The sequence below is a fragment of the Trueperaceae bacterium genome (genome assembly GCA_036381595.1).
Taxonomy (GTDB): domain Bacteria; phylum Deinococcota; class Deinococci; order Deinococcales; family Trueperaceae; genus DASVCN01.
Genome location: DASVCN010000039.1, coordinates 64,593 through 87,993 on the forward strand (window position 1 = coordinate 64,593; position 23,401 = coordinate 87,993).

Below are 23,401 nucleotides of genomic sequence, written 5' to 3' on the forward strand. Positions count from 1 at the left end.
ACGTGCCTTCCGGTGTCCGGTCCGGTCACCCACGGTAGGCGGCCGGACCGGGCTGGTGAGCCTCTCTAGACCGGCTCGATGCTCGTCATCGACAGGCCGCCGTCGTCCTCGATCGGGCTGAACTTACCCCCGCTCACCTGAACGACTTCACGTACCTGCCCCACTACCTCCACCTTCATCTCGGTCCACTCCTTGCTCATAGACTCACCTCCCCCCCTCCAAGGACTCCTAGACACGCGGGCGAGCCCACGCTTCCAGGCTGAAGATCCGCCAGAGGGCGTCGACGGAGTGCGGATCGCTCGTTGCGAGAGATCCCCGGACGAACTCCTCCAGCTGCGCCGACTTCACCAGCCCGAGTTGGGCCAGCGCGGGCGCCCCACCCAGGCGTCGCCAGGCTGCAGATCCCTCCCCCAGGATCGTCTGGGCCAGCAGGTGCCTGCGGACCACCTTCTTCTGCCGCTCGAATCCCATGCCGGGGAAGCGACGAGCCAGCTTCTCTCGTGCCAGCGCCTTGCTGCGCCCGCCGGCGAAGAGCAGGTGCGGCGGTACCCGGCAGAGGAATTCGACCAGATCGGCGTCCCAGTAGACGTCGACCTGGCGCACCCCCGCGGCTCTCGCCGCCTCGAACTTCTCGTCGATCTCGAGCATGCGGCGGGGGTGCACCGGGAGCGATGCGATCGCTCGGGCGTAGAAACCGGATACGGTCTCGGCGGCCTGTGGTCGAGCAGGGATCGCCGGCAGTGGAACCAGCCAGTCGGGGACGTTACGGCTACCCCTTCCTGCCGCACCCGGCAGGCGGCGCACGTCGAGCAGTGGCCTCACTCCTTTGCGCCACACGACCCCTTTCAGCAGCTGGATCCAGGACAACTCTTGCGAGCGTCCCACCGACGCCAGATAGCGAACCAGACCGAGAAGGTTTCCGCTGCGCAGGTAGTCGGCGACGACGAGCGCGTCGACCGAAAGCCATTCGTCCCCTCCACTGCCGGTAAGGACCACCCGGCAGCCCTCCGTCGCGGCGAGGGAAGCGAGCGCGTCGGTCGCCGGACGCCACGGGTTATGGAGGGGAAGCGGGCTTCCGGCCGCAGTTTCTAGGCACGGTTGCAGCAGCCCGTGTTCCCCTAGCGCGTCACTCCACTCGAGGGTCAGGTGTTCGATGCCCAGGCGCGCGGCGACGGCCTTCTGCACCGGTGGCTCCTCGGTCTCTCCCGAGTAGTGGAGCGAGATCGCCAGGGGCGGATCGAGTCCCCGCTCGGCGGCCACGTCCACAGCTGTGGCGGCGACTGAAACCGAGTCGAGGCCGCCGCTGAGGAGGATGGCCGTTCGGCCGGAGGCGGCACGCGCCACCGCCCGGTGCAGGAGTCCGTCGAAGCGAGGAAGGTCCTCTCTGCCCAACCAGTCGCTCCCGCGTGGCGGCAGCGGCGGCCGCCAATATCGATGGGTGGTGAGCCCCTTCGCGTCGAAGCGCAGCCAATGGCCGGGCAGGAGACGATAGAGCGCGGCGTACGGCGTGGAGTGAGCGGGAGGGGCCGCCCCGGCAAGGGAGCAACCGATCACCTGCGGGTCGAGACCGGGGTGGGGCGCGGAGAACGAGTCGACGGACAGGCCGAGCTCTATTCCGCTCCCGCTGCTACGGTAGTAGAGGGGCCGGGTGCCGATTCGGTCCCGGGCAGCGAAGAGGCAGCGCCTGCGCTCGTCGACCAGGACAAGCGCGAACTCCCCGGCGATCCGCGCGGGCAGGTCCCGGCCCCACTCCTCGTAGGCGCGAAGGAGCAGCTCTGCCGCCGATCGGTCTCCCGGCTCAGCCAGCGAAACGGACAGGTCCTCGACGTCGTACAGGTAGCCGTCGAACAGCAGCCGGACGCCTCGTCGCTCGGCGAGTTGGGTTACACCGATCGGGCCGGGTTCGAGACGGAACCGCGCCGGGCCATGCGGACTCCCGAAGGTGACCGACCAACTGACCCTCTCGTCAACGGTTCGAACTGGTCTCGTTGCCAGTGTCATCATCCGCCCCCGGACAGCTCTGAGTTCGGCCGTGACGAGAAGCTCCTTGACCGTCGTCGCCAGCCGTCCCTACCCCTCTGCAATAGATCGAAGACTAAGGAGAATGTAGACCGGATTCCAATTCCCTGGACCGCTGGCATCACACCGGACGCGCTGCACCCTCCGGGGGCGACACCTATCGGGCCTGACGCTGCGAGAGACCCAGCCCCGTAGGCCGGGCCGCAGCTGACCTGCCGCCGCGGCCCGTTCCCCTGCTCTCGAGATTCCTACTCCGGCTCCTGGTAGTTGACCGTCATCAGATCGACCGGCGGTGTGTACTTGCCCAGGTTGCCCTGCACCACTTCACTGACCTGACCAACGACCTGCACCTGCATCGCTTGCCACTCCTTGCGCATCCGCTTCACCTCCCCCCTCCAAGGACTCCTAGACACGCGGGCGAACCCACGACTCTAGCCGCAGCAGCAGCCAAACCTCGCTCAGGCGCCTGGTGTCCTTGCCGGACACCGCTTCCCGAACGAACCGATCCACTCCACGTGGCTCGACCGCTCCGATACTGGCCAGCGCCTTCGCGCCCCCGAGCGCGCCCCAGGCGGCGCCTGCTTCCGCAAGCAGAACTTCGTTGACGAAACCGCGGGCCACGAGCTTCTTCTGGCGCTCGAAGCCGAGGCCCGGGAAGCGTCGCGCCAGTCGGCTCCTCACGAGGCCCTTGGTTTGCCCGCCGGCATAGAGGATGCGAGGCGGCACCCTGTAGAGGAACTCGATCAGGTCCGGATCCCAGTAGACGTCGTGGTGCCTCGCTCCGGTCAGCCGTCCCTGCTCGTAGGTCTCCTCGAAGCTCGGTGCGAACAGCGGGTTCTCGAACATCTCCATGACCAGCCGGTGACGGAAGCCGGCCTCAGGCAGAGGGGCCTCGCGCAAGGTCTCGTCCACGCTCCACCTCGTCCGCCTCTCGACCTCCCGCCGGAGGGCCGGGTCCGGCAGCAACCAGGCGTTTCGGCCGGTCAGCCTTCTTCTTACGGCAAGGTCGGCGCGGCGACGCCTCAGGGCGGGCGTCAATCGATCGAGGAGATCGGCGTAACAGGCGCTCAGCAGCGGCCTGGCTCCACCCTTCCAGAGGATCGATCGGACGGCTCGCAACCGACCCAGCCGGGAGGCCCGACTCAGGGCAGCGGTGTGGGCGAACAGCTCGCGAACCTCGAGGGAGCGGATGAGGTCGGCTGCGACGATCGGGAACATCGTCAGCCACTCGTCGCCACCGCGACCGGTGAGGATCGTCGTGCATCCGGCGTCGGCGCCGGCCTTCGCCAGCCTCAGGTAGGCAGGTAGCCAGATGTTCTGCAACGGCGCCTCGAGGCTGGCCGACAGCGCCAGCGACTTCGAGAGCAAGCCTTCGTTGCCGGCGACCTCCGCATACTCCAGATGCAGCTGCGGCAAGCCGAGCTCCTTCGCGACGCCCCGTTGGACCGCTTCCTCCCGAAGACGCTGCGGGAAGATGAAGGAGAGGGCCAAAGGCTTCTCGAACCCGATGCGCTGGCAATGTCCGGCTGCGGCGACGGCAACCGAGACGGAGTCGATGCCTCCACTCAGGAAGATCCCGCACCTGCCGCCGTCCCAGGCTCTGCCCACGGCCCGCTCGAGCTGCTGCGGGAAGGTATCGGCTTCCTCCTGGCACATCCAGCGCGACGCATGACGGGTTGTGGGGAGCCGCCAGTAACGTTCGATCCGCAACCCCGACCCGTCCAGCGTGAGCAGGTTCCCGGCCGGAAGTCGTTCGACGCCCCGGTAGCAGGTCTCCCGGATGTCAAGCGCCGATCTCGCGAGAAGGCTGGCGATGACGTGACGATCTACCTGTGCCCGGCCATCGGAGGAAGCCACGAGAGAGGGGCTGTTCGAGAGTTGCAGCGAGCCGCCTCGGTGGCGGAAGAAGAGCGGGTAGGCTCCGGCGCGGTCGCGTACCGCGAAAAGCAGCCTGCGGCGGGCGTCGAAGTAGGCGAGGACGTAGCTGCCTTTCAGCCGCTCCGCCGCTCCTCTCCCCCAGCGCTCGAACGCTCGCCGCACGAGTTCCGCATCGTCCGCCTCGGGCGCCGGCGAGAGCGCCGAAGCCAACTCGACGCGATTGAACAGCAGCCCCTCGAAGAGGGCGACCGTTCCCTGACCTATGCTCGCACGAGGCCAGCGTCCCGGCTCCTGGACGGTGAGGCGGAGGCTGGACAGGCCGTCGCGGTAGAGTTCCTGTCCCTCCTCCCGGTCGGGCGTGGACAGCGTCAGGAGCCAACGGCCCGCGACTGCTACCGCTGCTGCCCTGTCCCCGACACTCGCCCGCAGCGCTCCGGCCGGCATGTCGAGCCTCAGGCCTCGGTGAGTAGCAGCTTCTCGTGCGTGAGCGACTCCAGTACGGCGGGAATCTCCCGACGTACGACGACCGGGTCGACGGCGAACGCCTCGGCCAGTCGTGCCTCCACCTGATCCTCGTCGAGGCCAGAGCCGAGCAGCTCGAAAAGAGCGGCGGCGGTCTCGTTCAGTTCGATGATCCGGTCGGTCTCCAGGTTCACCAGGACCATGGAGTCTCCCAGCCGCTGCACGACGACTTGCGGATTAGTCTTCCAACGCATCTCGTCCTCCTCCTTCGCTGGCCGCCCGTTGCCGTAGGCAACCCTGGGCGCTCATGCCGGCATCCTCAACCTTCGAGCGTCATCGTCCTCGTGAAGTTCTTGGAGTTGGTGCCGCCGATGACGACGCGTTCGCCACACACCAGCCAGGCGTGCCCCTCGACCGCCGTCTCGCCGCCACCGATGAATCCGATCTCGACCCGCGAGTCCTGGCCCTGACGACGCAGCAACCGCTGCAAGGCGAGCGCCTGGGTCAGGCAGGTGGCGCCGGGAACCAGCCGCGAAGCGCGGGCTACAGCCCTGCTCCAACCGTCGACCAGGTGCGGCGCGAGCCTCCCGCTTCCGGGCGGTCGCTCCACGATCCGCGCATGGGCGCGCGCAAGCGTCGTCACCGTGAGTGCCCAGCGAACCGACAGCACGACGGGCAGGGCCAGCAGCACCATCCTCCACTCACCCGCCGTGAGGCGGCGCGCTCCGGCCAGCGAACCGAGGCGGCGCGGGTCGAGCGAGAGGCGAGCTCGCCGGCGTCTTGGCTGAGCTGCAACACCTGTCCGGTTCATCCGTCTACCCTCCAGCGGTCGGCTTGCGAGTAGCGACAGTTCTCCGTCGGATGAGAGAAATGTAGTCCTTCTTCCATTCTCCGTGCCGGCAACCGTCACAACGACATGTCGAATGAGTTCGTCCGGCACCGGGCGTGGGTGGCCTGGCGCCGGACGAAGCGTGAGAACTCGCTTCTACTTGCCTTCGATGCCGGATGGCTTGCGAGGCTCGCCCGGGTCGCCGCCGACGAGGCTGAGTTTGCCACCGCCGCGAAGTACGACATCGCGAACCTGACCCACGAACTGCACTTGCATGGGCTTCCAGGTCTTGCTCATAGCTTCACCCCCTTACCTCGACTGGTTTCTAGACACGTGGGCGCACCCACGACTCTAGGCTCATCAGGCGCCAGACGTCGTCGACGTGGCGCTCGTCCCGCTCGGTCAGCACACTGCTCACGAACTCCTGCACGGACCGTGGTTCGACGAGGCCCAGGTCGGCCAGAGCCGAGGCACCTTCGAGCGCCTGCCAGGCAGGGCCGCCCTCGTCGAGCAGGAGGGAGCAGAAGAAATCGCGCGACACGAGCTTCTTCTGGCGATCGAAACCGAGTCCCGGGAAGCGTTTGGCGACCTCGCCGCGCACCAACCCCTTGGTTCGCCCCCCGCTGTTCAGCAGGTGTGGCGGAACCCGGTTGAGGAACTCGACGAGGTCGGCGTCCCAGTAGATGTCGAACTGCAGCACGTCCATCTCCCGCCCCGCGCTGTAGACCTCTTCGGCGTCCACGGCGAGCAGGGGATGGTCGAGGGAGCTGTTGCGGTCGCTGAAGTAGAAGCCGCCGGGGCCAACTTCCGAGGGGATCGCCGCCCTCTGCCAGAAGCGGTTCTCGATCCGCCGGGCCAGCGTGCGGGCCACGGCCGGATCGGGCGCGAGCCAGCCCGGAAGGCGTGACAGGCGAGCATCCAGAGAGCTCCTCAGACGAGCGGTCCGCACGCCCGGCACGTGCCGGCGCACTAGTCGCTCCTTCTCGTAGCGCAACAGCTTGCCGAGCCCGTTCCGCCACAGGACGTTGCGAAGTAGTGGCGCTGTCGGAAGGTGCAGCGACCGCCGCACCGCCGAGACATAGGAGAACAGGTGAGGCAGGTCGAATGACCGGATGTAGTCGGCGGCGATTACGGGCGAGACGGTCAACCACTCGTCGCCGCCCCCGCCGGTGAGGATCACCCGCCGCCCTTCCGCCTTCGCATCGCACGCGAGAGTTCGGTATGCAGGGTGCCAGACGTTCTGCAGTGGTGCCGCGGCGGTTGCAGAAGTCCTCAGAGCAGCGGAAACCAGACCGTTCGGTCCTACCGCCTCGTGCAGCGGGATGAAGCGTTGATCGAGGCCCAGCATCTCGGCAACCCCCCGCTGAGTCGTTTCCTCGCTCACCGTGCCCGGGAACAGGAGCGAGAGCGCCAGCGGGGACGGCTGCCCGAGCAACCCGGCTCGCTGAGCAGCCGCGCCCGCTACCGACACCGAATCGAGTCCACCGCTTAGGAAGATGGCCGCCGGTCCGATATCGAGCGCCCGGGCGACGGCTTGGTCCAGCAGTTCCCCGAACCGGTAGAGCTCCTCCTCGTCCACCCACTCCGCGCCCTCCCCCACGGCCGGCAGGTCCCAGTACCGCTCCGTTCGCGGCTGCCTGAACCCGTCGCCGGTGAGGTAGTGCCCCGGTGGGACTCGCTTCACCCCCCTGTAGAAGGTCTCCTCGAGCTCGGGATGTTGCCGCGCCAGCAACCCGGCGAGCACGCCCCTGTCCACATCCAGGCCGGGGCCTGGCGCGGCGGCGAACGCATCGATCACCGGTGAGAGGAAGAGCGCGCCAGCGTGGCGGCAGTAGAAGAGAGGGTAGATGCCCAACCTGTCACGGGCGGCTACCAGCCTCGCGCGCCGAGAGTCCCAGAGGCAGAAGGAGTAGACCCCCTTCAGGTGGGCTGCCAGCCCTTCCCCCCAGCGCTCGTACGCTCGCACCACCAGCTCGGCGTCGCTGGGGGCCAGCGAAGGCGCCAGTCCGAGTCGCTCCGCGAGTTCCGATCGTTCGAAGAGATGGCCCTCGAAGACGACGGCCTTCTCCCGGCAGAGGAGCGTGCTCGGCGCCCGGCCCTCTTCGCGCAGGGTCACCAGGAAACGTCCATCGCCCGAGGCGACCAGCGGCCGGGAGACGACGCCATCGTGTCGAGATCGATCTCCTACCCGTACCAGCCAGGCGGCGGCATGCATCTCGCGTGCCGGCAGCCTGTCACGGCTCCCGGTCGGTGACAGGGTGTCCGCCATGGCAGACCCGGTCATCTCTTGCCCGCGGGCTATCGCTGTCGACGATTGGCCACTCCCACGCATGCCAGTCCTCCTTCCGATGCGTTACCAGACGCGACTAGCTCGGCGAGTTGGGCCGTCGAACGACCGGTTCGGCCAGAGCTGGTCCTCGTTCTTTCGGTCTTAGAGAGGAATGTAGACGGGATCGCAATCTTCTCGGGTGCGTGCGTCACAACACCCGGTCGATCCCGATGTGACGGCCAACTGTCCGCCGGCGGAAGGTGCACCTATACTGCCGACACCTACAGCCCGGACCGTGGGCGCAAGAGCGTCAGGCGTATATGGCCACGCACGGCGTCTTCCGCTTCAGCCCATCGATGGAGAACGAACGACGTGAACAGCGTAGTGCCACCAGATTCCCTCGGGGAGGAGCGCAGCGAGCAGCAGACGAACGTCTGGCGCTTCCTGCTGACAGTGAACCGACTGCTGTCGTGGCGGTTCGCGGCTCTCGTTCTCCTCACCCTCGTCATCGGTTCGATCTCCGGCCTCTCACTGGTGTTGCTCATGCCCATGCTGCAGGTGGTGGGCCTCGAGGTAACGGGTGGGGCGGGCGAACGGCTGGTGGAGTCGGTGTTCCAGGCTCTGAGCGCGTTCGGTCTGCGCCCCACCCTGCTGGCCGTACTCTGCCTCAACGCGGCCGCCGTCATCCTCACCGCGATCCTCACCCGCTACCAGGCCGTATTCTCGGCGCGCACGAACCAGGCGGTCGTCAGGCGGCTGCGGCAGCGGCTCTACGCCAGCATCTGCCGAGCCGAGTGGCTCTTCATAGCTCGCCAGCGTCCCGGCCGCCTGACTCACGTGCTGCTCGGAGAACTTGACAGGGTGGGAGCGGCGGTCGCCTCGCTGGTGACCCTGCTCGTCGGGTGCGGCCGAGTGCTCGCGTACGGCGTCGTCGCATTCGTCCTCTCGCCTGCGATGACCGTGCTCACTCTGGCCTGCGGCCTGCTGCTGGCGCTGCTGCTCCTGCGCCAGACGCAGCTGGGCCGACGGGCGGGAGCTGCCGTCTCGAACGCCTACGGCGACCTCTACTCGGCCACCGGGGAACACCTGGCGGGGCTGAAGTTCACGAAGAGCCACGCGCTCGAGGAGGCGCAGACACGCGCCTTCAACGCGATAGCGGATTGGGTCGCCCGGACCCACGTCGAGGTGGTGCGGAACCAGGCAGAGGTGGGCTTCTTCCTCCAGGCAGGAACCGTGATAGCTCTCAGCGTGATCATCTATTTCGCGTTCGAGGTATTGGCTCTTCCCCTCGCGACCGTTCTCCTGCTCATCTACCTCTTCTCGCGGCTGCTGCCGATGGTGGCTTCGGTCCAACGTAGCTACCAGGCACTCATCGGCCAGCTGCCGGCCTTCGCACACGTGCAGGAGACACTCGCCCGAAGCGAGGCGGCGGCGGAAGCGCCGGTGGACGAACCGGCAGCGCTGGGCCTGGCTAGGCAGATCGAGCTGCGCGACGTGGAGTTCAGATATCGAGGGGGACAGGACAGGGCGGCGCTCGACCGCATTCGGCTGCTGATCCCGGCCGGACGCACCACCGCACTAGTCGGGCCGTCCGGCTCCGGCAAGAGTACGATCGCCGACCTGGTTACCGGCCTCCTCGCACCTGATTCCGGCGAGGTGCTCGTCGACGGCGTTCCACTGACAGGCGACCGACGGCTCGCCTGGCGCGCATCGATCGCCTACGTCTCCCAGGAGGTGTTCCTCTTCAACGACACGATCGAGGCGAATCTGCGCCTGGCGCGGCCGGGTGCCAGCGAAGCCGAGATATGGGAAGCGCTGGAGGCAGCGTCTGCGGGCTTCGTGCGATCGCTGCCACAGGGGCTCGCGACGAACGTGGGCGACCGAGGCTCACATCTTTCGGGCGGAGAGCGTCAGCGGCTGGTGCTGGCCAGGGCCTTACTGCGAAGACCGCAGGTGCTCGTCCTCGACGAAGCCACCAGTTCACTGGACGCGCAGAACGAGGAGCGGGTCCGGGAGGCGATCGAGCGGCTCGGCGGCAGCATGACGATCCTCGTGATCGCTCACCGGCTCGCCTCCATCCGCATGGCCGACGCCATCCACGTGGTTTCGGAGGGGCGGATCGTAGAGACCGGAAGCTGGCGTGAGCTCATGGGGAACGAGGAGGGTCTGTTCCGCGCCCTTGCGTTGGCCCAGGGACTGACTGGCGCGCAGGATCGCGACGCGGATACCGTGCTGGTCGGCTAGACCTCCAGAGTGCTGGGCGGTCGACGCTTCCGGCCGGTGAGCTTGACCCGGAGCGTCGGGCCGGTCAGCTTGACCCGGAGCGTCCGGGGGATCAGCTTGATCGGGATCTTCCGGCCGGTCCCCCATGTTGGCCGCCTCCGGCGGTCGCCCCGACTGCCGGAATCTGTTCCGTTGCGATGCGGTCGGCTGCGTCGCCGACACCCGATGGATCAACCGAGTTGGCGCTTGCCGCCCCGCTCCTGTTGCGGTCGAACTGAGCGGACCCGAGCCGCCAGGAGGGTGCCGGAGACGTTGAGGGGAACGCCTGACAGGAGCAGCACAGGCCGCTCATACCCGGGGGTGCCCTTCCACTCGAGGGAGGCCGGGTAGTTGCGCTCGTGCAGCGCTCGCAATAGCGCCAGTGCTTCCAGATCGCGAGCAGCAGTGTCCACCCGCCGCTGTGGCCAGAAGCCCGGACCGCCTACGACTCTGAGAGCCCGGTGCACCGCCCGTCGCAGCCGCTTCCACTCCTCTGACCCCAGCTCTCTGCCGGTGACCGACGGCGTCTTCGATTCGAGCCACGCTCCCCGCACCGCGCCGCGGCGTCTCACGGTTGCCAGCGTCCGCAGCGCCCCCGGCAGTCCCCTGATAACGTCGAGCAGTTCCACGGGCAGCTCGCCGGCGGCGATCAGACCCCGCTCGAGATAGCGGTTACCCCGCTCACACGCAATCAGCAGGTTCCAGCGCTGCAGCTCGAGCCGGGTCGGCTTGCTGAGCACGCACCGCCGACGGAACGGATCGCACCGTTCGAGGAAGAGTTCGAAGGTGCGAGAACAGCCCAGCTCCTGGGCCCGCTGTCTCAACCCCGCCAAGGTAATCTCGTACTTCGCCACGAGGAAGCGGAAGTCGAGGTAGTCGTGGGACCTCAGCTCGAAATCCTCCGGCGACCAGCAGCGGTTGAGGACGAGGCCCACCAGCACCGCGTCGACGGGCTGTGGCAGCTTGAGCGAAATCCCCTCCCAGTCGACCACCTGCGCGTCCTCCCAGACCATCCGCGTGATCCGTTCCTGCCTTGCGTACCGTCCGATCTGGTTGTGGTTGTTATGAACCAGGCGCCGGTGTACGTCGAGTTGGATGCCGAGCTGAGGGTCGAGCAGCTGGATCACCTCATGTCCCCGGTAACGGGCACCCCGCCGAGCGTGAGCCGTAGACCGACGTTGAGCGTGCCACACCTCGTGCCAGCCGACCGACCCGGCTACCTCGGCCGCTTCGAGCGCGTCGCGTTGTTCGATCAGGAGGTCGACGTCGCTGTACTGTCTTCCACCGGGAGTCGGATAGACGAACTCCGCGAGCTGGAACCCCTTGAACAGCAACGCCTCGATCCCGGCTTCCCGCCAGGCACCCAGAAGTTGCCGCAGCCTCGCCTTGACTGCTGCATGCCTGGCGCTGGCGGTCAGGAGCGCCCGTCGAAGCTGCTCTCCTGCTTGAACGGTCGAGGCGTAGGCCGCCAGTCCGGTCGCCTCGAGAGTGGTACTCGGGGGAAGCTCGCCGGGTTCGTGGCGCCCGGTGAGGAACGATTCCACGGCCCGAAGGGCGGCCTCGTTACTCGCGAAGTGTTGCATGGAACCCATTCTGGTGGCTGTCACCGCCCCCGTGAGCACAGGCGTCACGCTCCGAGCGACTCCGAACGACCCCGGCAGGTCGAGCGGCGGCGATATGCTTTCTTCGATGGTCGTGGTTCGCACAACCTCTGGTAGGAACTCGTGACACCCTCGGTACCCATCGCGTTGGCGGCGGGCGTACTCTCCTTCCTCTCCCCTTGCGTTCTGCCGCTGGTCCCGTCCTACCTGGCCTATCTGGGGGGCGATACGGGCAGGCAGGGACCCGTGTTCCGCAACAGTCTCCTCTTCGTGCTGGGCTTCTCGCTGGTGTTCATCATGCTCGGCGCCTCGGCGAGCCTGCTCGGCGCGCTGGTGCTCGAGAACCGCTCCTGGCTCATGCGCCTCGGCGGTCTGCTGGTGATCATCTTCGGGCTCATGCTTTTCGGCCTCTTACGCATACCGTTCCTCTATCGGACGGCCCGCCCGGGCTTCCCGAAGAACGGTAGTACGCCGGTCGGAGCGCTCCTCATGGGCATGGCGTTCGCCATCGGTTGGACACCATGCATCGGGCCCGTCCTCGGCGGCATCCTCACGCTCGCCGGCGCATCCGGAACCTTAGCGACCGGCGCCGGGCTGCTGGCCGTCTACGCCGCGGGCCTCGCGATACCGTTCCTGCTGGCGTCACTGGGGATGGGCGCCTTCAGTCGGTTCGCCGGCCGCTTCCGCCGGTTCATGCCATGGGTGGAGCGGGTGTCCGGCGGGATCCTCGTGATCGCCGGCCTGCTTATGATCACCGGCTTCTACACCCGCATCAACACCTACCTGATCCGGCTCACCCCGCAGTGGCTACTCGAGCGGCTCTGATCAGCTCGAGGAGCGCTCCCAGCGCGCCTGGGCCGCGGAAGCAGTTCCCCGAACAGGCGTCGGAACTTCCGCAAGAACGAACAACGGCCGGTGATAAGCTTTGACCGTGCTCGACCTGCGCGACTCCCCCCTCGGCGTTTTCGATTCGGGCGTGGGCGGACTCACCGTACTGAGGGAGCTGCAACGCTCGCTTCCGCACGAGGATTTCCTCTATCTGGGCGACACCGCCCGCGTCCCCTACGGGAGCAAGCCGGCCGAGATGGTCCGGGAGTTCGCCCGGGAGATCTCCTGGGCCCTCATCGACCGCGACGTCAAAGGAATAGTCATCGCCTGCAACACGGCTTCGGCCACGAGTCTTCCCGAACTCGCCGACCACCTGCCCGTTCCGGTGTGGGGCGTCATCGAGCCCGGGGTGCGAGCGGCCGCGGCGAGCGGCGGAACGGGCCGGATCGGCATCCTCGGCACGGTTTCCACCATCCGCTCCCGGGCGTACCAGTCCCGGCTCGAGGCTCTCGGCCTCGAAACCTGGGCTCGCGCCTGCCCGCTCTTCGTTCCTATCGTAGAGGAGGGCGTGTCTGATACGGAGATCGCCGAGCTGGTCGCCCGCCACTACCTAGGTGACCGTCCTCCCCTTGGGGCCGTGATCCTCGGCTGCACCCACTACCCGGTGCTCAAGGGCACGCTGCAGACGGTCCTCGGCGCGAGAGTCGAACTCGTTGACTCGGCCGAGTCAACAGCCGCGACAGTAGCGGGCGACCTGGAGAAGATGGGGCTGACCTCGCCACGCGAGCGGGAGGGCCGCATCCACCACCTCGTCACCGGCGACCTCGACAGCTACCTGCACACCGCTCGGGTTCTCGGCGGTCCGGAGGGCACCGCCGAAAGGTTGGCGCTGCCGTTGGGGCCTCGCGACGCCGCACTCTCGAGCACGATCGGCTGAACGTGCGCGAAGGGCGGGGAGTCAACGAACTGCGCGAGGTGAAGGTCACGCCTGGATTCAACCGGTACGCGGAAGGCTCGGCTCTCATCGAGTGGGGTCATACGAAGGTACTTGCCACGGTGACCGTCGACCCCCGGCTGCCGCCCCACCTCAGGGGCAAGGGGAACCGCAGCGGCGGCTGGCTGACCGCCGAGTACGCCCTCCTGCCGCGCAGCACTGAGGAGCGTTCGCCCCGCGAACGCCTCTACACCGGGGGGCGGAGCCAGGAGATCCAACGTCTCATCGGGCGGGCACTGCGAACCGTCGTCGACCTGAGCCTATTCCCGAACAAGACGCTGATAGTCGATGTCGACGTCTTGCAGGCCGACGGCGGCACTCGTTGCGCCGGCATCGTCGCCGGCTACGCGGCGCTGCACCAGGCCGCCAACCGGATGATCTTCCGCGGTGAGCTCGACGAGTGGCCGCTCCTCTTCGAGCTCGGCGCAGTGAGTGTCGGGATCATCAACGACCGCGAATACCTCGACCTGGAGTACAGCGAGGACGTCGCCGCCCAGGTGGACCTGAACGTCGTTGCCACCGGAGACGGCCAGGTCGTCGAGGTGCAGGGAGGCGGAGAGCAGCGCCCCCTGGCCGCCGAACGTTACGTATCGCTGGTGGCGATGGGCGTGAGCGCGGTCGAGAAGCTGGTCAGCAAGGTTCGGACCCAGCTGGACGAGGACAAGAAGTGAAGCTGGTTCTCGCCACTCGCAACAGGGGGAAGATCGAAGAGTTCCGCAGGGCGCTGGAGCCTCTTGGCGTCGAACTCCGATCGGCCCTCGACACCGACTTGGGGCCGGCGCCCGAGGAGTCGGGATCGAGCTACGAGGAGAACGCCCTGATCAAGGCGGCCCACGCGACTCACGTGACGGGCCTGGTAGCGTTGGCAGACGACTCCGGGCTCGAGGTGGATGCGCTGGGCGGCGGTCCGGGGATCTATTCGGCCCGCTTCGGAGGCAGGCTCAGCGAAGGAGAGAGGATCGCCCACCTCTTGCAGAAGATGAAGAACGTGCCGGAAGGGGAGCGAAGCGCGAAGTTCCGATGCGTGCTTGTCCTGGCCGGCCCCAACGGGCGGGTGAGGTCGTTCGAAGGCAGCTGTGAGGGTCGGATCCTGCCTGGCCCCCGCGGCGAGCGCGGCCACGGTTACGATCCCGTCTTCTGGAGCCCCGACCTGGGCAAGACCTTCGCGGAAGCGACCACCGAAGAGAAGGAAGCGGTCAGTCACCGCGGTCAGGCAGTCGCCAGCCTGCTCGAGTGGGCGAAGGACGGCCTCGCCGGGTTCGTGGACGAAGAGCGGGCGGCCGACTGAGCGGAACCGGGCGAGCTCAGCGGAACCGGTGCCCCCACCCCGCGACTGGGGCCAGAAAACACTCATCGATGGGTTCGACAATGAGCCCGATGAACATCTCTACCGCGCTCCGTTGAGCGCGGTTGTGGCGACCCCGCGTAGGGTCGCAGAGGGAGGACTCGATGAACTCTTCCAAACCTATCGTCGCGCTGATGCTGGCACTCGCCATCTCTCCCGCGCTGGCTCAGGACGAGCCCTCGAGAGCGCGTCAGGACGGCGCCGCCGCCGTCGTTTCCCAGGAGTGGCAGGGGCTGCCCGAAGCGGCTCAGCAGGCGCTCGAGGAGGGCAACGAGGCCATGGCCGAGGCGTTGGCGACCTACGACGCCCAGTACCCCGACAGGCGCCTCTGGCAGGAGGCCTTCCACCACGGCCGCAGGGCGATGAGCCTGGCTCCCGAACATCCCGCGCCGCTCCGCTTCCTCGCCGAAGCGTATAGCCGAGCCAACTGGTACGGACCGGCCTGGGATGCCTGGCTCGAGTACCTGGAGCGAGGCAACCTGCTGGATGCCGAGGCCACCCCCCTCTTCAGCAACGTCGGCGCCCAGTTGGGCTACACCTACTACCAGCAGGGTGAACTGGAGGAGGCCGCCGAGGTCTACACGCAGATCATCGAGGTCATCCCGTTCGACCTGCAGGCCCACGCCTGGATGGGTCGGATCATGGTCGAGACCGGTAGGCCGGAACAGGCGATCAGCTACTGGCAGACGGTTGTCGACCGCAACCCGAGCGACGAACGCGCCCAGTACTTCCTCGAATTGGCGCGCGAGCAGGCCCGTTGGGGCACGAGGGCCGTGAACGCCTTCCGGGAAGGCGTCGCTCTGTACGAGGAGGGGAACCTGGACCAGGCCCGCGAGCGGTTCGCTCGAGCCTCCTCGATCAACCCCGAGTACGCCGAAGCCTGGGCCTGGCTCGGCCGGGTAGCGTTCGAGAACGAGAACTACCTCGATGCGCGTACCTACTATCGGCGAGCGAGCAGCCTGAGGCCCGAGAACGAGACGTACGCCTACTTCCTGGAGGAGAGCGACCGCCGCGTCGAGGCCACCGCCCAGACTCCCGATGGCGCGAGCGAGATCGAGCAGAACGCGGGCGGTGGGGCGGGAGGTACGCCGGCGCAGGATGGGCCGGATACGGACCCTGCCCGACCGAATCCGCTCGACGAGGAGCCGCCGGCACCCGACGAGCAACCTTAAGTTTCGTTAAGATTGCTCATTCTCCTCATCTGTGTCGAATGTGCACTTCACCGCCTTTGAGAACCTCTTCCGAAGGGGACTCGAAACCCCGCCTCCCGTGGCCTGTGGGCCTCTGCGAAGCCCGAAATCGCGTGAGAGGACGGTTAGAAGCTGGTGAGTTGCCACGCGCGCCTATGGTCATGAGACGCATGGTTCTGGTTCGGAAGGCCCATTAGCCTGATGCGGTAGGCACTTGGGGCTGCTGCCCTATTCCAAAGGGGGGATCGAACGAATGAAACAGAAACTGATGATGCTGTTGGCCGTACTGCTCACCGGAGGCATCCTAGTGGCATGCGGTCCTGGCGACGGCACCGATGAAGTCGGTGGCGGCGGCGGCGTTGTAGACGAGCCGCTCGAGGGTGTCGAAGGCGACGCCATCGACGGCGGAGACGCCGCCCTGGGCGGTGACGTGGCCGTGGGCGACGACGAGGCCGCTCTGGAAGAACCGGCAGCTGAAGAGGATGCAGCGTTCGGCGCCGAGGGTGCCGCCGCTGACGGCGAGGAGATCCAGCTCGACGTAGAGGAAGAGGCCGAAATCCCGGTCGAAGGCGCTGCCGAAGAGCCGGCCGCGGCTGAAGAGCCTGCCGCCGAAGAGCCTGCCGCCGAGGAGCCTGCCGCCGAACAACCGGCCGATGAACCGGCCGCCGCAGAGCAGCCCGCCGAAGGTGAAGAAGTGGCCGGTGGCGGGGCGGCTCCCGCTCAGGGAGAGCCCGTGGTCATCACCTTCACCCAGGCTGCTGAAGGTGTCGCGGTCGAGAACATCGAAGGTGCCGAGGACGCTCAGCAGATCGCCGAGACGGGTCAGCCGAATCCCGACCTGACGCTCAGCACCGGGCAGCGCTACGAGTTCTCGTACGACGGCGAAGGCGACCTGGTCTTCTTCGATGCCAACGACGAGGTGCTCCTGTCGACCGCCGGCGCCGACTCGCAGTTCGCCCAGGACAGCGAGGTCCAGGCCGAAGCGAGCGACGGCCAGCTGAGCTTCACTCTTACCGAGCAGCTGGCCCAGGAGATCGATCACTACGCCGTGGGCCCGAACCAGCAGGGCGGCCAGGTGAACGTCAACTGACCGACCGGACAGGTCGAAACGGATCGGGGGCGCCTGCGGGCGCCCCCTTCCTTCGGTCTCGGAATCAGTTCAGATCTGTATGTGCACCCGGGCGCCGTCTCCCAGCAGGTGGACCGCGTCCGAGAACCTAACCACCCTCGTGTGGTAACCCATCGACACGGTGTGGGTCCGCGCCCCGTTCTTGAAGAACTTGACGCCGCGCAGCAGGTCGCCATCGGTGATACCGGTCGCGCTGAACACGATGTGCTCACCCGGTGCCAGGTCGAGGGTGTTGTAAACCCGCTCGGTACTTGCCCCCATCGCTTCCAGCCGCTCACGCTCCGCGTCGTTGCGAGGCTTGAAGCGCGCCTGGATCTCTCCCCCGAGGCACTTCAGGGCGGCGGCGGCAAGCACCCCCTCGGGGGCGCCCCCGGTACCCATCACGGCATGCACGTTGGTCCCGCGTACCGCCGCCGACAGAGCCGCGATGACGTCGCCGTCGCCGATCAGCTTCACCCTCACGCCGGTAGCCCTGACCTCCTTGATCAGCTCCTCGTGACGAGGTCGATCGAGGATCACTACCGTCAGATCCTCGATGGTGCGGTCGAGGCTCATCGCGACCGCCCGCAGGTTGGCGGCCGCCGGCCAGGTGAGGTCGACCTTGCCCGCCGCCGGCGGACCGACGATGAGCTTCTCCATGTAGGTATCGGGTGCCTGGAACAGGCCGCCCTTCTCGGCAAGGGCGATCACGGCCACGGCGTTGTTCACCATCCGAGCGGTGATGCTGGTCCCCTCGACCGGGTCGACCGCGATGTCGACCGGCCAGCGCCCCTCGCCCGCCCGGCCGACCCGCTCGCCGATGAAGAGCATGGGAGCCTCGTCGCGCTCCCCCTCGCCGATTACTATCTCACCATCGATCTCGAGTTCGTTCAGGAGCCGTCGCATCGCGTCGGTCCCGGCCTGGTCGACCAGGTCGGAGTCACCCTTGCCGGCGGCGCGGCTCGCTGCTATGGCCGCCTGCTCTGTGACCCGGACCGTGTCGAGCACCAGGGCGCGCTCCATGTCGCCCGTCGGAAAGCCCGTCTTGGCTCTGCCCGTCTTACCGTTGGGCTGTGCCTCGTCCCGCTGGCCCTGCCCGCTTTCTCCCCGCTTCAGTTGGCTCTTCGGCATGATTCCGCATTCTCACACAATGCGGCCGAACGAGCAGTGTTGTACGGCCAGACCCGTTACGCCGGCGGGAGTCGGCCTCTCGCCTCGCGCTGGCGCGATTCGAGCAGAGCAGCGACCGTAGCGAGGCTCTGCCCGCTCTCATGGAGCAGCACCGCCAGGTGGAAGAGGAGGTCGGCTGCCTCTTCGGTCAACCTGTCCTCGCTTCGCTCCAGCGCCGCCACGATCGTCTCCCCCGCCTCCTCCACGACTTTCTGGGAGATGTAGCCGAGTCCGCGGCGGTGAAGTGCGGCAACGTAGGATCCGTCGGGCAGCTCACGCAGACGCGCCTCGACAACGCTCTCCAGCAGTGCCAGAGCGCGTCCCAGGACCAGACCTCGCTCGGCCGTACTCGATTCAGCTGCTGCGGTCGGGACGAAGGCGCCTTCTTCGCCTGCGCCCTCCCGCTCATCGTCCTGTGACAACTTCTCGGCCCGGTAGAAGCAGCTCCTCTCCCCGGTATGGCAGGCGGCGCCCGTCTGCTCGACGAAGTAGATGAGAGTGTCTCCGTCGCAGTCGACAGCCACTCTGCTCACCTGCTGTACATGGCCACTGCTGTCGCCCTTGCGCCACAAGTGATCTCTGGAACGACTGAAGTAGTGGGCGCGGCGGGTCGCGATGGTGAGTTCGACCGCCTGCCTGTTGGCGTAGGCGAGCATCAGCACCTGGCCCGACGATTCATCCTGAGCGACGACCGGTACCAGCCCGTCCTCGCCGAACTCGACCCGTACGCCGGCGACCCTCGTCTCGTCCTGCGCCATATCCGACACCTCGCTCACGCTGCCGCCAGCGCCGCCCGCAGATCGGCGACGATGTCCTCGGGATGCTCGAGCCCCACGGAGAGCCGCAGAAGGTCGCGGGGCGTGCGGCTCTCCGGTCCCTCCACTGACGCCCGGTGCTCGATCAGGCTCTCTACCCCCCCGAGCGACGTAGCCCTGGTGATGAGTCGGACGGAAGCGGCTACCGCCATGGCGACCTCCTCTCCCCCTTCTACCTGGAACGAGAGCATCGCGCCGCTGCCACGCATCTGCCTCCTCGCCGTTTCGTATCCCGGATGGCCCGGCAGACCCGGATAGTGCACTCTCGTCACCCTTTCGTGCTCGGCGAGGAAGGCCGCGACCGCTCCCGCGTTCTGCTCATGCCCCCGTAGCCGGTACGGGAGGGTCTTCATCCCTCGCAGCGTGAGCCAGCAATCGAACGGAGACGGCACCGCGCCCTCGCTCTGCTGGAGCGACCTGATAGCGTCCAACTCTTCGCCCGGCTCGCGGAGGACCAGCGCCCCGCCGAGGACGTCGGAGTGTCCGGCGATGTACTTGGTCGTGGCCAGCAGGAGCAGGTCCGCACCGAGTTCGAACGCTCGCAGCGAACGTGCCGGCATCCAGGTGGAGTCGCAAACGACCTTGGCGCCGGCCGCATGAGCGAGCCCGGAGACGGCCTCGACGTCGGTGATCTTCAGCATCGGGTTCGAGGGAGTTTCGATCCACACCGCACCCGCTCCCTCCGCAAGGGCCGCCTCGACGGCCGCTAGGCTCGTCATGTCCACCTGGACCGGTTGGATGCCCCAGGGCGACAGGTGCTGCAGCAGCAGCTTCCTGATGCCGTGGTACATATCGTCCGGCACCAGCAGCCGATCGCCCGGCTTCAAGAGCGCCCTCAACGCTACCGATGCGGCCGCGGAGCCGGATGCGAAAGTTACCGCGGCGGCGCCTCCTTCGACGGCCGCCAGGGTCCGCTCGAGCGCCTCACGGTTCGGATTCCCGGAGCGAGTGTAGACGTAGCCGTGGGGGTAGCTGCCGTCCGCGGACCGTTCGAAGGTCGTGGCGAGGTGGATCGGCGCAATCACGGCGCCGGTAGCCGGGTCCGGTCCTCCGCCTGCGTGGATGGCCAGCGTCTCAAGGTGCTCGCTCAACGGCTCACTCCTCGGCCTGCCCGCTTCACGTGGGCCTCACCCTTACCCCCCCGGCGGCGAGCAACTCCTTGACCTGACCCACCGTCGTCTCCCCTCTGTGGAAGATGCCGGCGGCCAGGGCGGCGTCGACTCCGCCGGAGACGAGAACCTCCAGCATGTGCCGGGCGTTCCCCGCTCCACCCGACGCGACGACGGGCACGTCGACCGCCCGAGACACCTCCCTCATCAAGGCGAGATCGTAACCGCTCTTCATGCCGTCGGCGTCGATGCTGTTGACCACGATCTCGCCGGCGCCCATCGCTTGTCCACGCTCAGCCCAGGCGACCGGATCGAGCCCCGTGGCCTTGCGTCCACCGGCGCTCATCACCTCCCAGGCGTCGGCCTTGCGCTTGACGTCCATCGACAGCACCACCGCCTGCGAACCGTACTGCTCGGCGGCCTGGCGGATGAGCTCGGGGCTGGCTACCGCTCCGGAATTGAGCGACACCTTGTCGGCCCCGGCCAGGAAGAGTGCCCGGAAGTCGTTCAGGTCCCCTACGCCGCCGCCAACTGTGAGCGGCATGAAGCACCTCTCCGCCACCCTGGTGACGACATCGAGTATCGCCCTGCGTCCTTCCGATGTCGCCGTGATGTCGTAGAGAACGAGTTCGTCGGCACCCTGCTCGTCGTAACGCACCGCCAGAGTGACCGGATCGCCCACGTCTTCCAACTCCCCCAGTTCGGCCCGGCCGAACTGCTGGCCTCTGGTCGTGCGCCCCTTGTGGACGTCGAGGCAGGGGATGACCCGTTTCGCCAACACCAGAGGAGCATAACCCCCCTACGGCCCCTCAACGACTGAGGTGAGAGAGGAGCTCGACGTGGTGGGTGTGGGGGTAGAAGTCGAACGGTTCGACCAGGTCCAGCCGCCAACCCAGCTGACGGAGGTGCGCCACGTCGCGGGCCCAGGTGGCCGGGTCGCACGATACGTAGAGCAGACGGCGGGCTGCGGAGCGGCCGATCTCTTCCCGCAGCTGCCGGCTCAGACCCGATCTGGGCGGGTCTACTGCGATCAGGTCCGACCCCTTTTCGAATCGCGCCTCTCTCGCGTCGGCCCTCACGAAGCTGACGTTGTCGATCCCCAGGCGCCGGGCATCCTCAGCGCCTCTCTGCACGCTTCCACGATCGATCTCCACCGCCGCCACGCTCCCGAACCGTGCCGCCAGGTGGAAGGCGATGATGCCGGAACCGGCGAAGAGCTCGGTCGCCTTGTCCCCTGCGCCCGCTATCTCGGACAGACGCAGGTAGAGCCGGGACGCGGCCGAAGGATTGGGCTGCGCGAAGGAGGAGACGGTGACCGTGACGTCGAACCTGCCGTAACGTTGATCGATGCGCCTGGCGCCGGCCAGCCGCGAGCTGCCACCCCTGAAACGGCCACGGGCGTCGAAGCGAGCATGGCTTACCCCGGTCACGCCCTCCCTGACGAGTTCGTGAGCGAACTCCAGTAGGGTGCGCTGCGGAGAGGTGGCGACGAGTGCAAGCAGTACCTCGCCTTCGTCGTTGCCGCGCATAGCGACCTCCCTCACGCCCTTGGGCAAGCGCCGCGCCGACAACAACTTCCAGACGGTCTGCAGTGCCTCGTTCGCCACGGGGTCGTGGGCCAGTTCGACGACGCGGTCGCTGCCGGGGAGTCGGTAGCCGAGCCTGCCGGAAGATACGGCAGGCTGGATCGCGCTCCGGTAACTCCAGATCCGGGGCGAAGGGGTAACCTCGGAGACGGGGGGCAGCAGCTCTCGGGCCGAGAGCGCGCGTCCGAGGGCGTCCCTGACCACCTCCCGCTTCAGTTCGAGCTGTCGATGGTAGGCGATGTGGCCATAGTCGAGGCCGGGATGCCGAGGCCGCTCGACCCGGTCGGCACTGGCTTCAATGACCTCCGAGACCTCTGCCCTCAGCACACCGGAGGACTCGTACGGCTCGGCCGCAACCAGTTCACCGGGGACGCCGCCCCGAACTAGCACGACGCGACCACCCTGCAATCGGGCGATCGCAAGGCCGCCGTGCACCATCCGCTCGAGCCTCAACTGCTCCACAGGTCCACCCGCCAGGCAGTCTACCGGGACGTCGTTGCCTCGCTCCCACCCGCCCCACGGTCTCGCCCATTACGAGACGACCTCCCCATCAGTAGGGTGGCCCGCCGAGGCCCCTCCGCCAGCGGAAGAAGTCGGGGCCCCTGCTATACTCGCGGCATGAAGCGGTCGGTCCAGGAAATCGTCGAACTGTTGGTCTTCGGACTCATCGCCCTGCTGATCGGGACCGGCCTGCTCTGGCTGGCCGGCTGGATCTTCGACCTGGTGGGAGTACTCTTCAAGTTCTTCGCGGCGCTCATCTGGAGCCTGCTTCGGTTCATCGTTCCGGTAGCCATCGGAGCGGCGATCATCTACGCTCTCGTGCGGCTGATCCAGCAACAGCGTGAGAAGAGCGCGGCGAACAGGTCGGCTGCAGCCGCCAAGACCTCGACGACCCAGAGCAGCAGTTCCCCTGCGGCCCCGCGGCCGGTACCTCCGGTGACGGAGGCGCCCTCAGAGGGGGAGGGTCGGGCGACGGCGAGCGAGATATGGGCTCCGCCTCAGCCTTCGCCACCAGCATCTTCGACCGACACGCTCAGCGAGCCGCAACCGCCAGAAGATCCCGGTCCGGTGGGCGAAACGTCACCCGATGCGACTCCGCCCGAGCCAGCGCCCGAAGACGATCGGGCTCGGTACGGCACCACCTCGACCGCGGACGCCTCGCCGTTCGACGATAGGCAGGCCGACGCTTCGGCTTCGCTGGACCCAACGCCAGCCGAGGAAGGGATCACCGGTTCGGTGCCTGCGGCAGATGACGAGACCGAATTCGGATCCCCGTCCGAGGAGCGGCCGGCGGAGGGCGCAGGAGACGAGCGGGACGAGGACCGGCACCACCACTGATCCGAAGGACGAGGACAACCGGAGTGGGTAAGGCGATCCTCCTGCTCCTCTGCCTGGTACTACTGAGCGTCGTCGCCGTCGAGAGCGTGGCTGCTCAGAACGGCCTGGGGCCCGGCGAGCGGGTCGACGGCCGGAGTGGACCGGCCCCCGACTCCGGCGGGAGCGGAACCGCGGCCTCCCAGCGAGACAGCGAGCCCTCTGAAACCATCCTGGCTCGCGCCGAGGCAGAGGCCCCCGTGGGAGCGGCACTCTTCGCCGCTAACTGTTCCGTCTGCCATGGCGCCACCGGCCTCGGGCTCGAGGAGGCGAAGTTGGCGTTCCCGCCCGATCACCGGGACTGCAGCCGCTGTCACAAGCGGGGCAACGCCCCGACCATGAGTCTGCGACAGATCGAGATGCGCCAACACGACCTGTTCGACGTGGGGGAACCACCGCCCCTGAGGGGTGTCGGCTCACTGGCGGCACACGCCCCGCCCGAGGCGGTGCGGACCTACATCTCTGCGGCGATGCCGCGCTACCGGCCAGGCGCCCTCAGTCAAGAAGAGTATGCGGCCGTCACCGCGTTCCTACTGGCGTTGAACGGCCGCTGAAAGCGAGA

The 23,401-nt window shown here is 67.5% G+C and carries 23 protein-coding genes; 9 read left to right on the plus strand and 14 right to left on the minus strand.

All coding sequences use genetic code 11. The features are described 5' to 3' along the window. Positions 1-65: 65 nt before the first annotated feature. From VF168_13260 to VF168_13295, 8 genes are all read right to left on the minus strand, one after another. Positions 66-200 carry a hypothetical protein gene (locus tag VF168_13260; protein HEX7005147.1) on the minus strand — a complete coding sequence of 45 codons (135 nt, stop codon included), beginning with the start codon at positions 198-200 and terminating at the stop codon, positions 66-68. A gap of 28 nt (positions 201-228) precedes the next feature. Next, positions 229-2,004: an asparagine synthase-related protein gene (locus tag VF168_13265; GenBank protein HEX7005148.1), complete on the minus strand. Its 1,776-nt coding sequence runs from the start codon at positions 2,002-2,004 to the stop codon at positions 229-231. A gap of 263 nt (positions 2,005-2,267) precedes the next feature. Continuing rightward, on the minus strand, positions 2,268-2,405 hold the full coding sequence (locus tag VF168_13270; protein ID HEX7005149.1) for a hypothetical protein: 138 nt from the start codon (positions 2,403-2,405) through the stop codon (positions 2,268-2,270). 19 nt (positions 2,406-2,424) lie between these two features. After that, positions 2,425-4,341 (minus strand): asparagine synthase-related protein, encoded by a 1,917-nt coding sequence (locus tag VF168_13275; protein ID HEX7005150.1) that lies wholly within the window; start codon positions 4,339-4,341, stop codon positions 2,425-2,427. 8 nt (positions 4,342-4,349) lie between these two features. After that, the gene (locus tag VF168_13280) at positions 4,350-4,613 is read right to left on the minus strand and encodes a PqqD family protein (protein ID HEX7005151.1); all 264 of its coding nucleotides are present in this window, start codon (positions 4,611-4,613) and stop codon (positions 4,350-4,352) included. Positions 4,614-4,678: 65 nt separating this feature from the next. Then, positions 4,679-5,170, minus strand: a complete 492-nt coding sequence (locus VF168_13285) for a lasso peptide biosynthesis B2 protein (GenBank protein HEX7005152.1) — start codon at positions 5,168-5,170, stop codon at positions 4,679-4,681. A 174-nt stretch (positions 5,171-5,344) separates the two neighbouring features. Next, positions 5,345-5,485 carry a hypothetical protein gene (locus VF168_13290; protein HEX7005153.1) on the minus strand — a complete coding sequence of 47 codons (141 nt, stop codon included), beginning with the start codon at positions 5,483-5,485 and terminating at the stop codon, positions 5,345-5,347. 28 nt (positions 5,486-5,513) lie between these two features. Further along, complete coding sequence (locus VF168_13295) at positions 5,514-7,457, minus strand: asparagine synthase-related protein (GenBank protein HEX7005154.1); 1,944 nt, start codon at positions 7,455-7,457, stop codon at positions 5,514-5,516. A 372-nt stretch (positions 7,458-7,829) separates the two neighbouring features. Here VF168_13295 and VF168_13300 point away from each other — a divergent pair, with 372 nt between their 5' ends. After that, positions 7,830-9,701 carry an ABC transporter ATP-binding protein gene (locus VF168_13300; GenBank protein ID HEX7005155.1) on the plus strand — a complete coding sequence of 624 codons (1,872 nt, stop codon included), beginning with the start codon at positions 7,830-7,832 and terminating at the stop codon, positions 9,699-9,701. 209 nt (positions 9,702-9,910) lie between these two features. Here the strand turns inward: VF168_13300 and VF168_13305 are convergent, their stop codons facing one another. Continuing rightward, positions 9,911-11,302, minus strand: a complete 1,392-nt coding sequence (locus VF168_13305; protein HEX7005156.1) for a nucleotidyltransferase family protein — start codon at positions 11,300-11,302, stop codon at positions 9,911-9,913. A gap of 141 nt (positions 11,303-11,443) precedes the next feature. Between VF168_13305 and VF168_13310 the strand changes: the two genes are divergently transcribed. The 6 genes from VF168_13310 to VF168_13335 all read left to right on the plus strand — a co-directional run bounded on the left by VF168_13310 (position 11,444) and on the right by VF168_13335 (position 16,767). Further along, positions 11,444-12,145: a cytochrome c biogenesis protein CcdA gene (locus tag VF168_13310; protein ID HEX7005157.1), complete on the plus strand. Its 702-nt coding sequence runs from the start codon at positions 11,444-11,446 to the stop codon at positions 12,143-12,145. Positions 12,146-12,251: 106 nt separating this feature from the next. After that, a complete protein-coding gene (gene murI / locus VF168_13315; GenBank protein ID HEX7005158.1) occupies positions 12,252-13,085 on the plus strand; it encodes a glutamate racemase in 834 nt (277 codons plus the stop codon). A gap of 2 nt (positions 13,086-13,087) precedes the next feature. Further along, the gene (rph, locus tag VF168_13320; protein HEX7005159.1) at positions 13,088-13,813 is read left to right on the plus strand and encodes a ribonuclease PH; all 726 of its coding nucleotides are present in this window, start codon (positions 13,088-13,090) and stop codon (positions 13,811-13,813) included. Continuing rightward, positions 13,810-14,430: an RdgB/HAM1 family non-canonical purine NTP pyrophosphatase gene (gene rdgB, locus VF168_13325; protein HEX7005160.1), complete on the plus strand. Its 621-nt coding sequence runs from the start codon at positions 13,810-13,812 to the stop codon at positions 14,428-14,430. Before rph ends, rdgB begins: the two co-directional genes overlap by 4 nt. Before the next feature lie 161 nt (positions 14,431-14,591). Further along, positions 14,592-15,659, plus strand: a complete 1,068-nt coding sequence (locus VF168_13330; GenBank protein ID HEX7005161.1) for a tetratricopeptide repeat protein — start codon at positions 14,592-14,594, stop codon at positions 15,657-15,659. Between the two features lie 271 nt (positions 15,660-15,930). After that, on the plus strand, positions 15,931-16,767 hold the full coding sequence (locus VF168_13335; protein ID HEX7005162.1) for a hypothetical protein: 837 nt from the start codon (positions 15,931-15,933) through the stop codon (positions 16,765-16,767). A 69-nt stretch (positions 16,768-16,836) separates the two neighbouring features. Here VF168_13335 and glpX read toward each other — a convergent pair whose 3' ends face one another. From glpX to VF168_13360, 5 genes are read right to left on the minus strand one after another with little or no spacing between them, the layout of a single operon-like run. Next, positions 16,837-17,916: a class II fructose-bisphosphatase gene (glpX, locus tag VF168_13340; protein ID HEX7005163.1), complete on the minus strand. Its 1,080-nt coding sequence runs from the start codon at positions 17,914-17,916 to the stop codon at positions 16,837-16,839. Between the two features lie 56 nt (positions 17,917-17,972). Next, positions 17,973-18,731 (minus strand): bifunctional phosphoribosyl-AMP cyclohydrolase/phosphoribosyl-ATP diphosphatase HisIE, encoded by a 759-nt coding sequence (gene hisIE, locus VF168_13345; GenBank protein HEX7005164.1) that lies wholly within the window; start codon positions 18,729-18,731, stop codon positions 17,973-17,975. Continuing rightward, the gene (locus tag VF168_13350) at positions 18,728-19,861 is read right to left on the minus strand and encodes a PLP-dependent transferase (protein HEX7005165.1); all 1,134 of its coding nucleotides are present in this window, start codon (positions 19,859-19,861) and stop codon (positions 18,728-18,730) included. Before VF168_13350 ends, hisIE begins: the two co-directional genes overlap by 4 nt. 25 nt (positions 19,862-19,886) lie before the next feature. After that, entirely contained in the window at positions 19,887-20,660 is a 774-nt protein-coding gene (hisF, locus tag VF168_13355) for an imidazole glycerol phosphate synthase subunit HisF (GenBank protein HEX7005166.1), read from the minus strand. A gap of 28 nt (positions 20,661-20,688) precedes the next feature. Further along, on the minus strand, positions 20,689-21,927 hold the full coding sequence (locus VF168_13360) for a methyltransferase domain-containing protein (GenBank protein HEX7005167.1): 1,239 nt from the start codon (positions 21,925-21,927) through the stop codon (positions 20,689-20,691). Between the two features lie 156 nt (positions 21,928-22,083). On the opposite strand from VF168_13360, the gene VF168_13365 reads away from it, so the two are divergent. Both VF168_13365 and VF168_13370 read left to right on the plus strand, forming a co-directional pair. Beyond that, complete coding sequence (locus VF168_13365; GenBank protein ID HEX7005168.1) at positions 22,084-22,803, plus strand: ABC transporter permease; 720 nt, start codon at positions 22,084-22,086, stop codon at positions 22,801-22,803. Positions 22,804-22,826: 23 nt separating this feature from the next. Beyond that, positions 22,827-23,393 carry a c-type cytochrome gene (locus VF168_13370; GenBank protein HEX7005169.1) on the plus strand — a complete coding sequence of 189 codons (567 nt, stop codon included), beginning with the start codon at positions 22,827-22,829 and terminating at the stop codon, positions 23,391-23,393. The last annotated feature ends 8 nt before the right edge of the window (positions 23,394-23,401 follow it).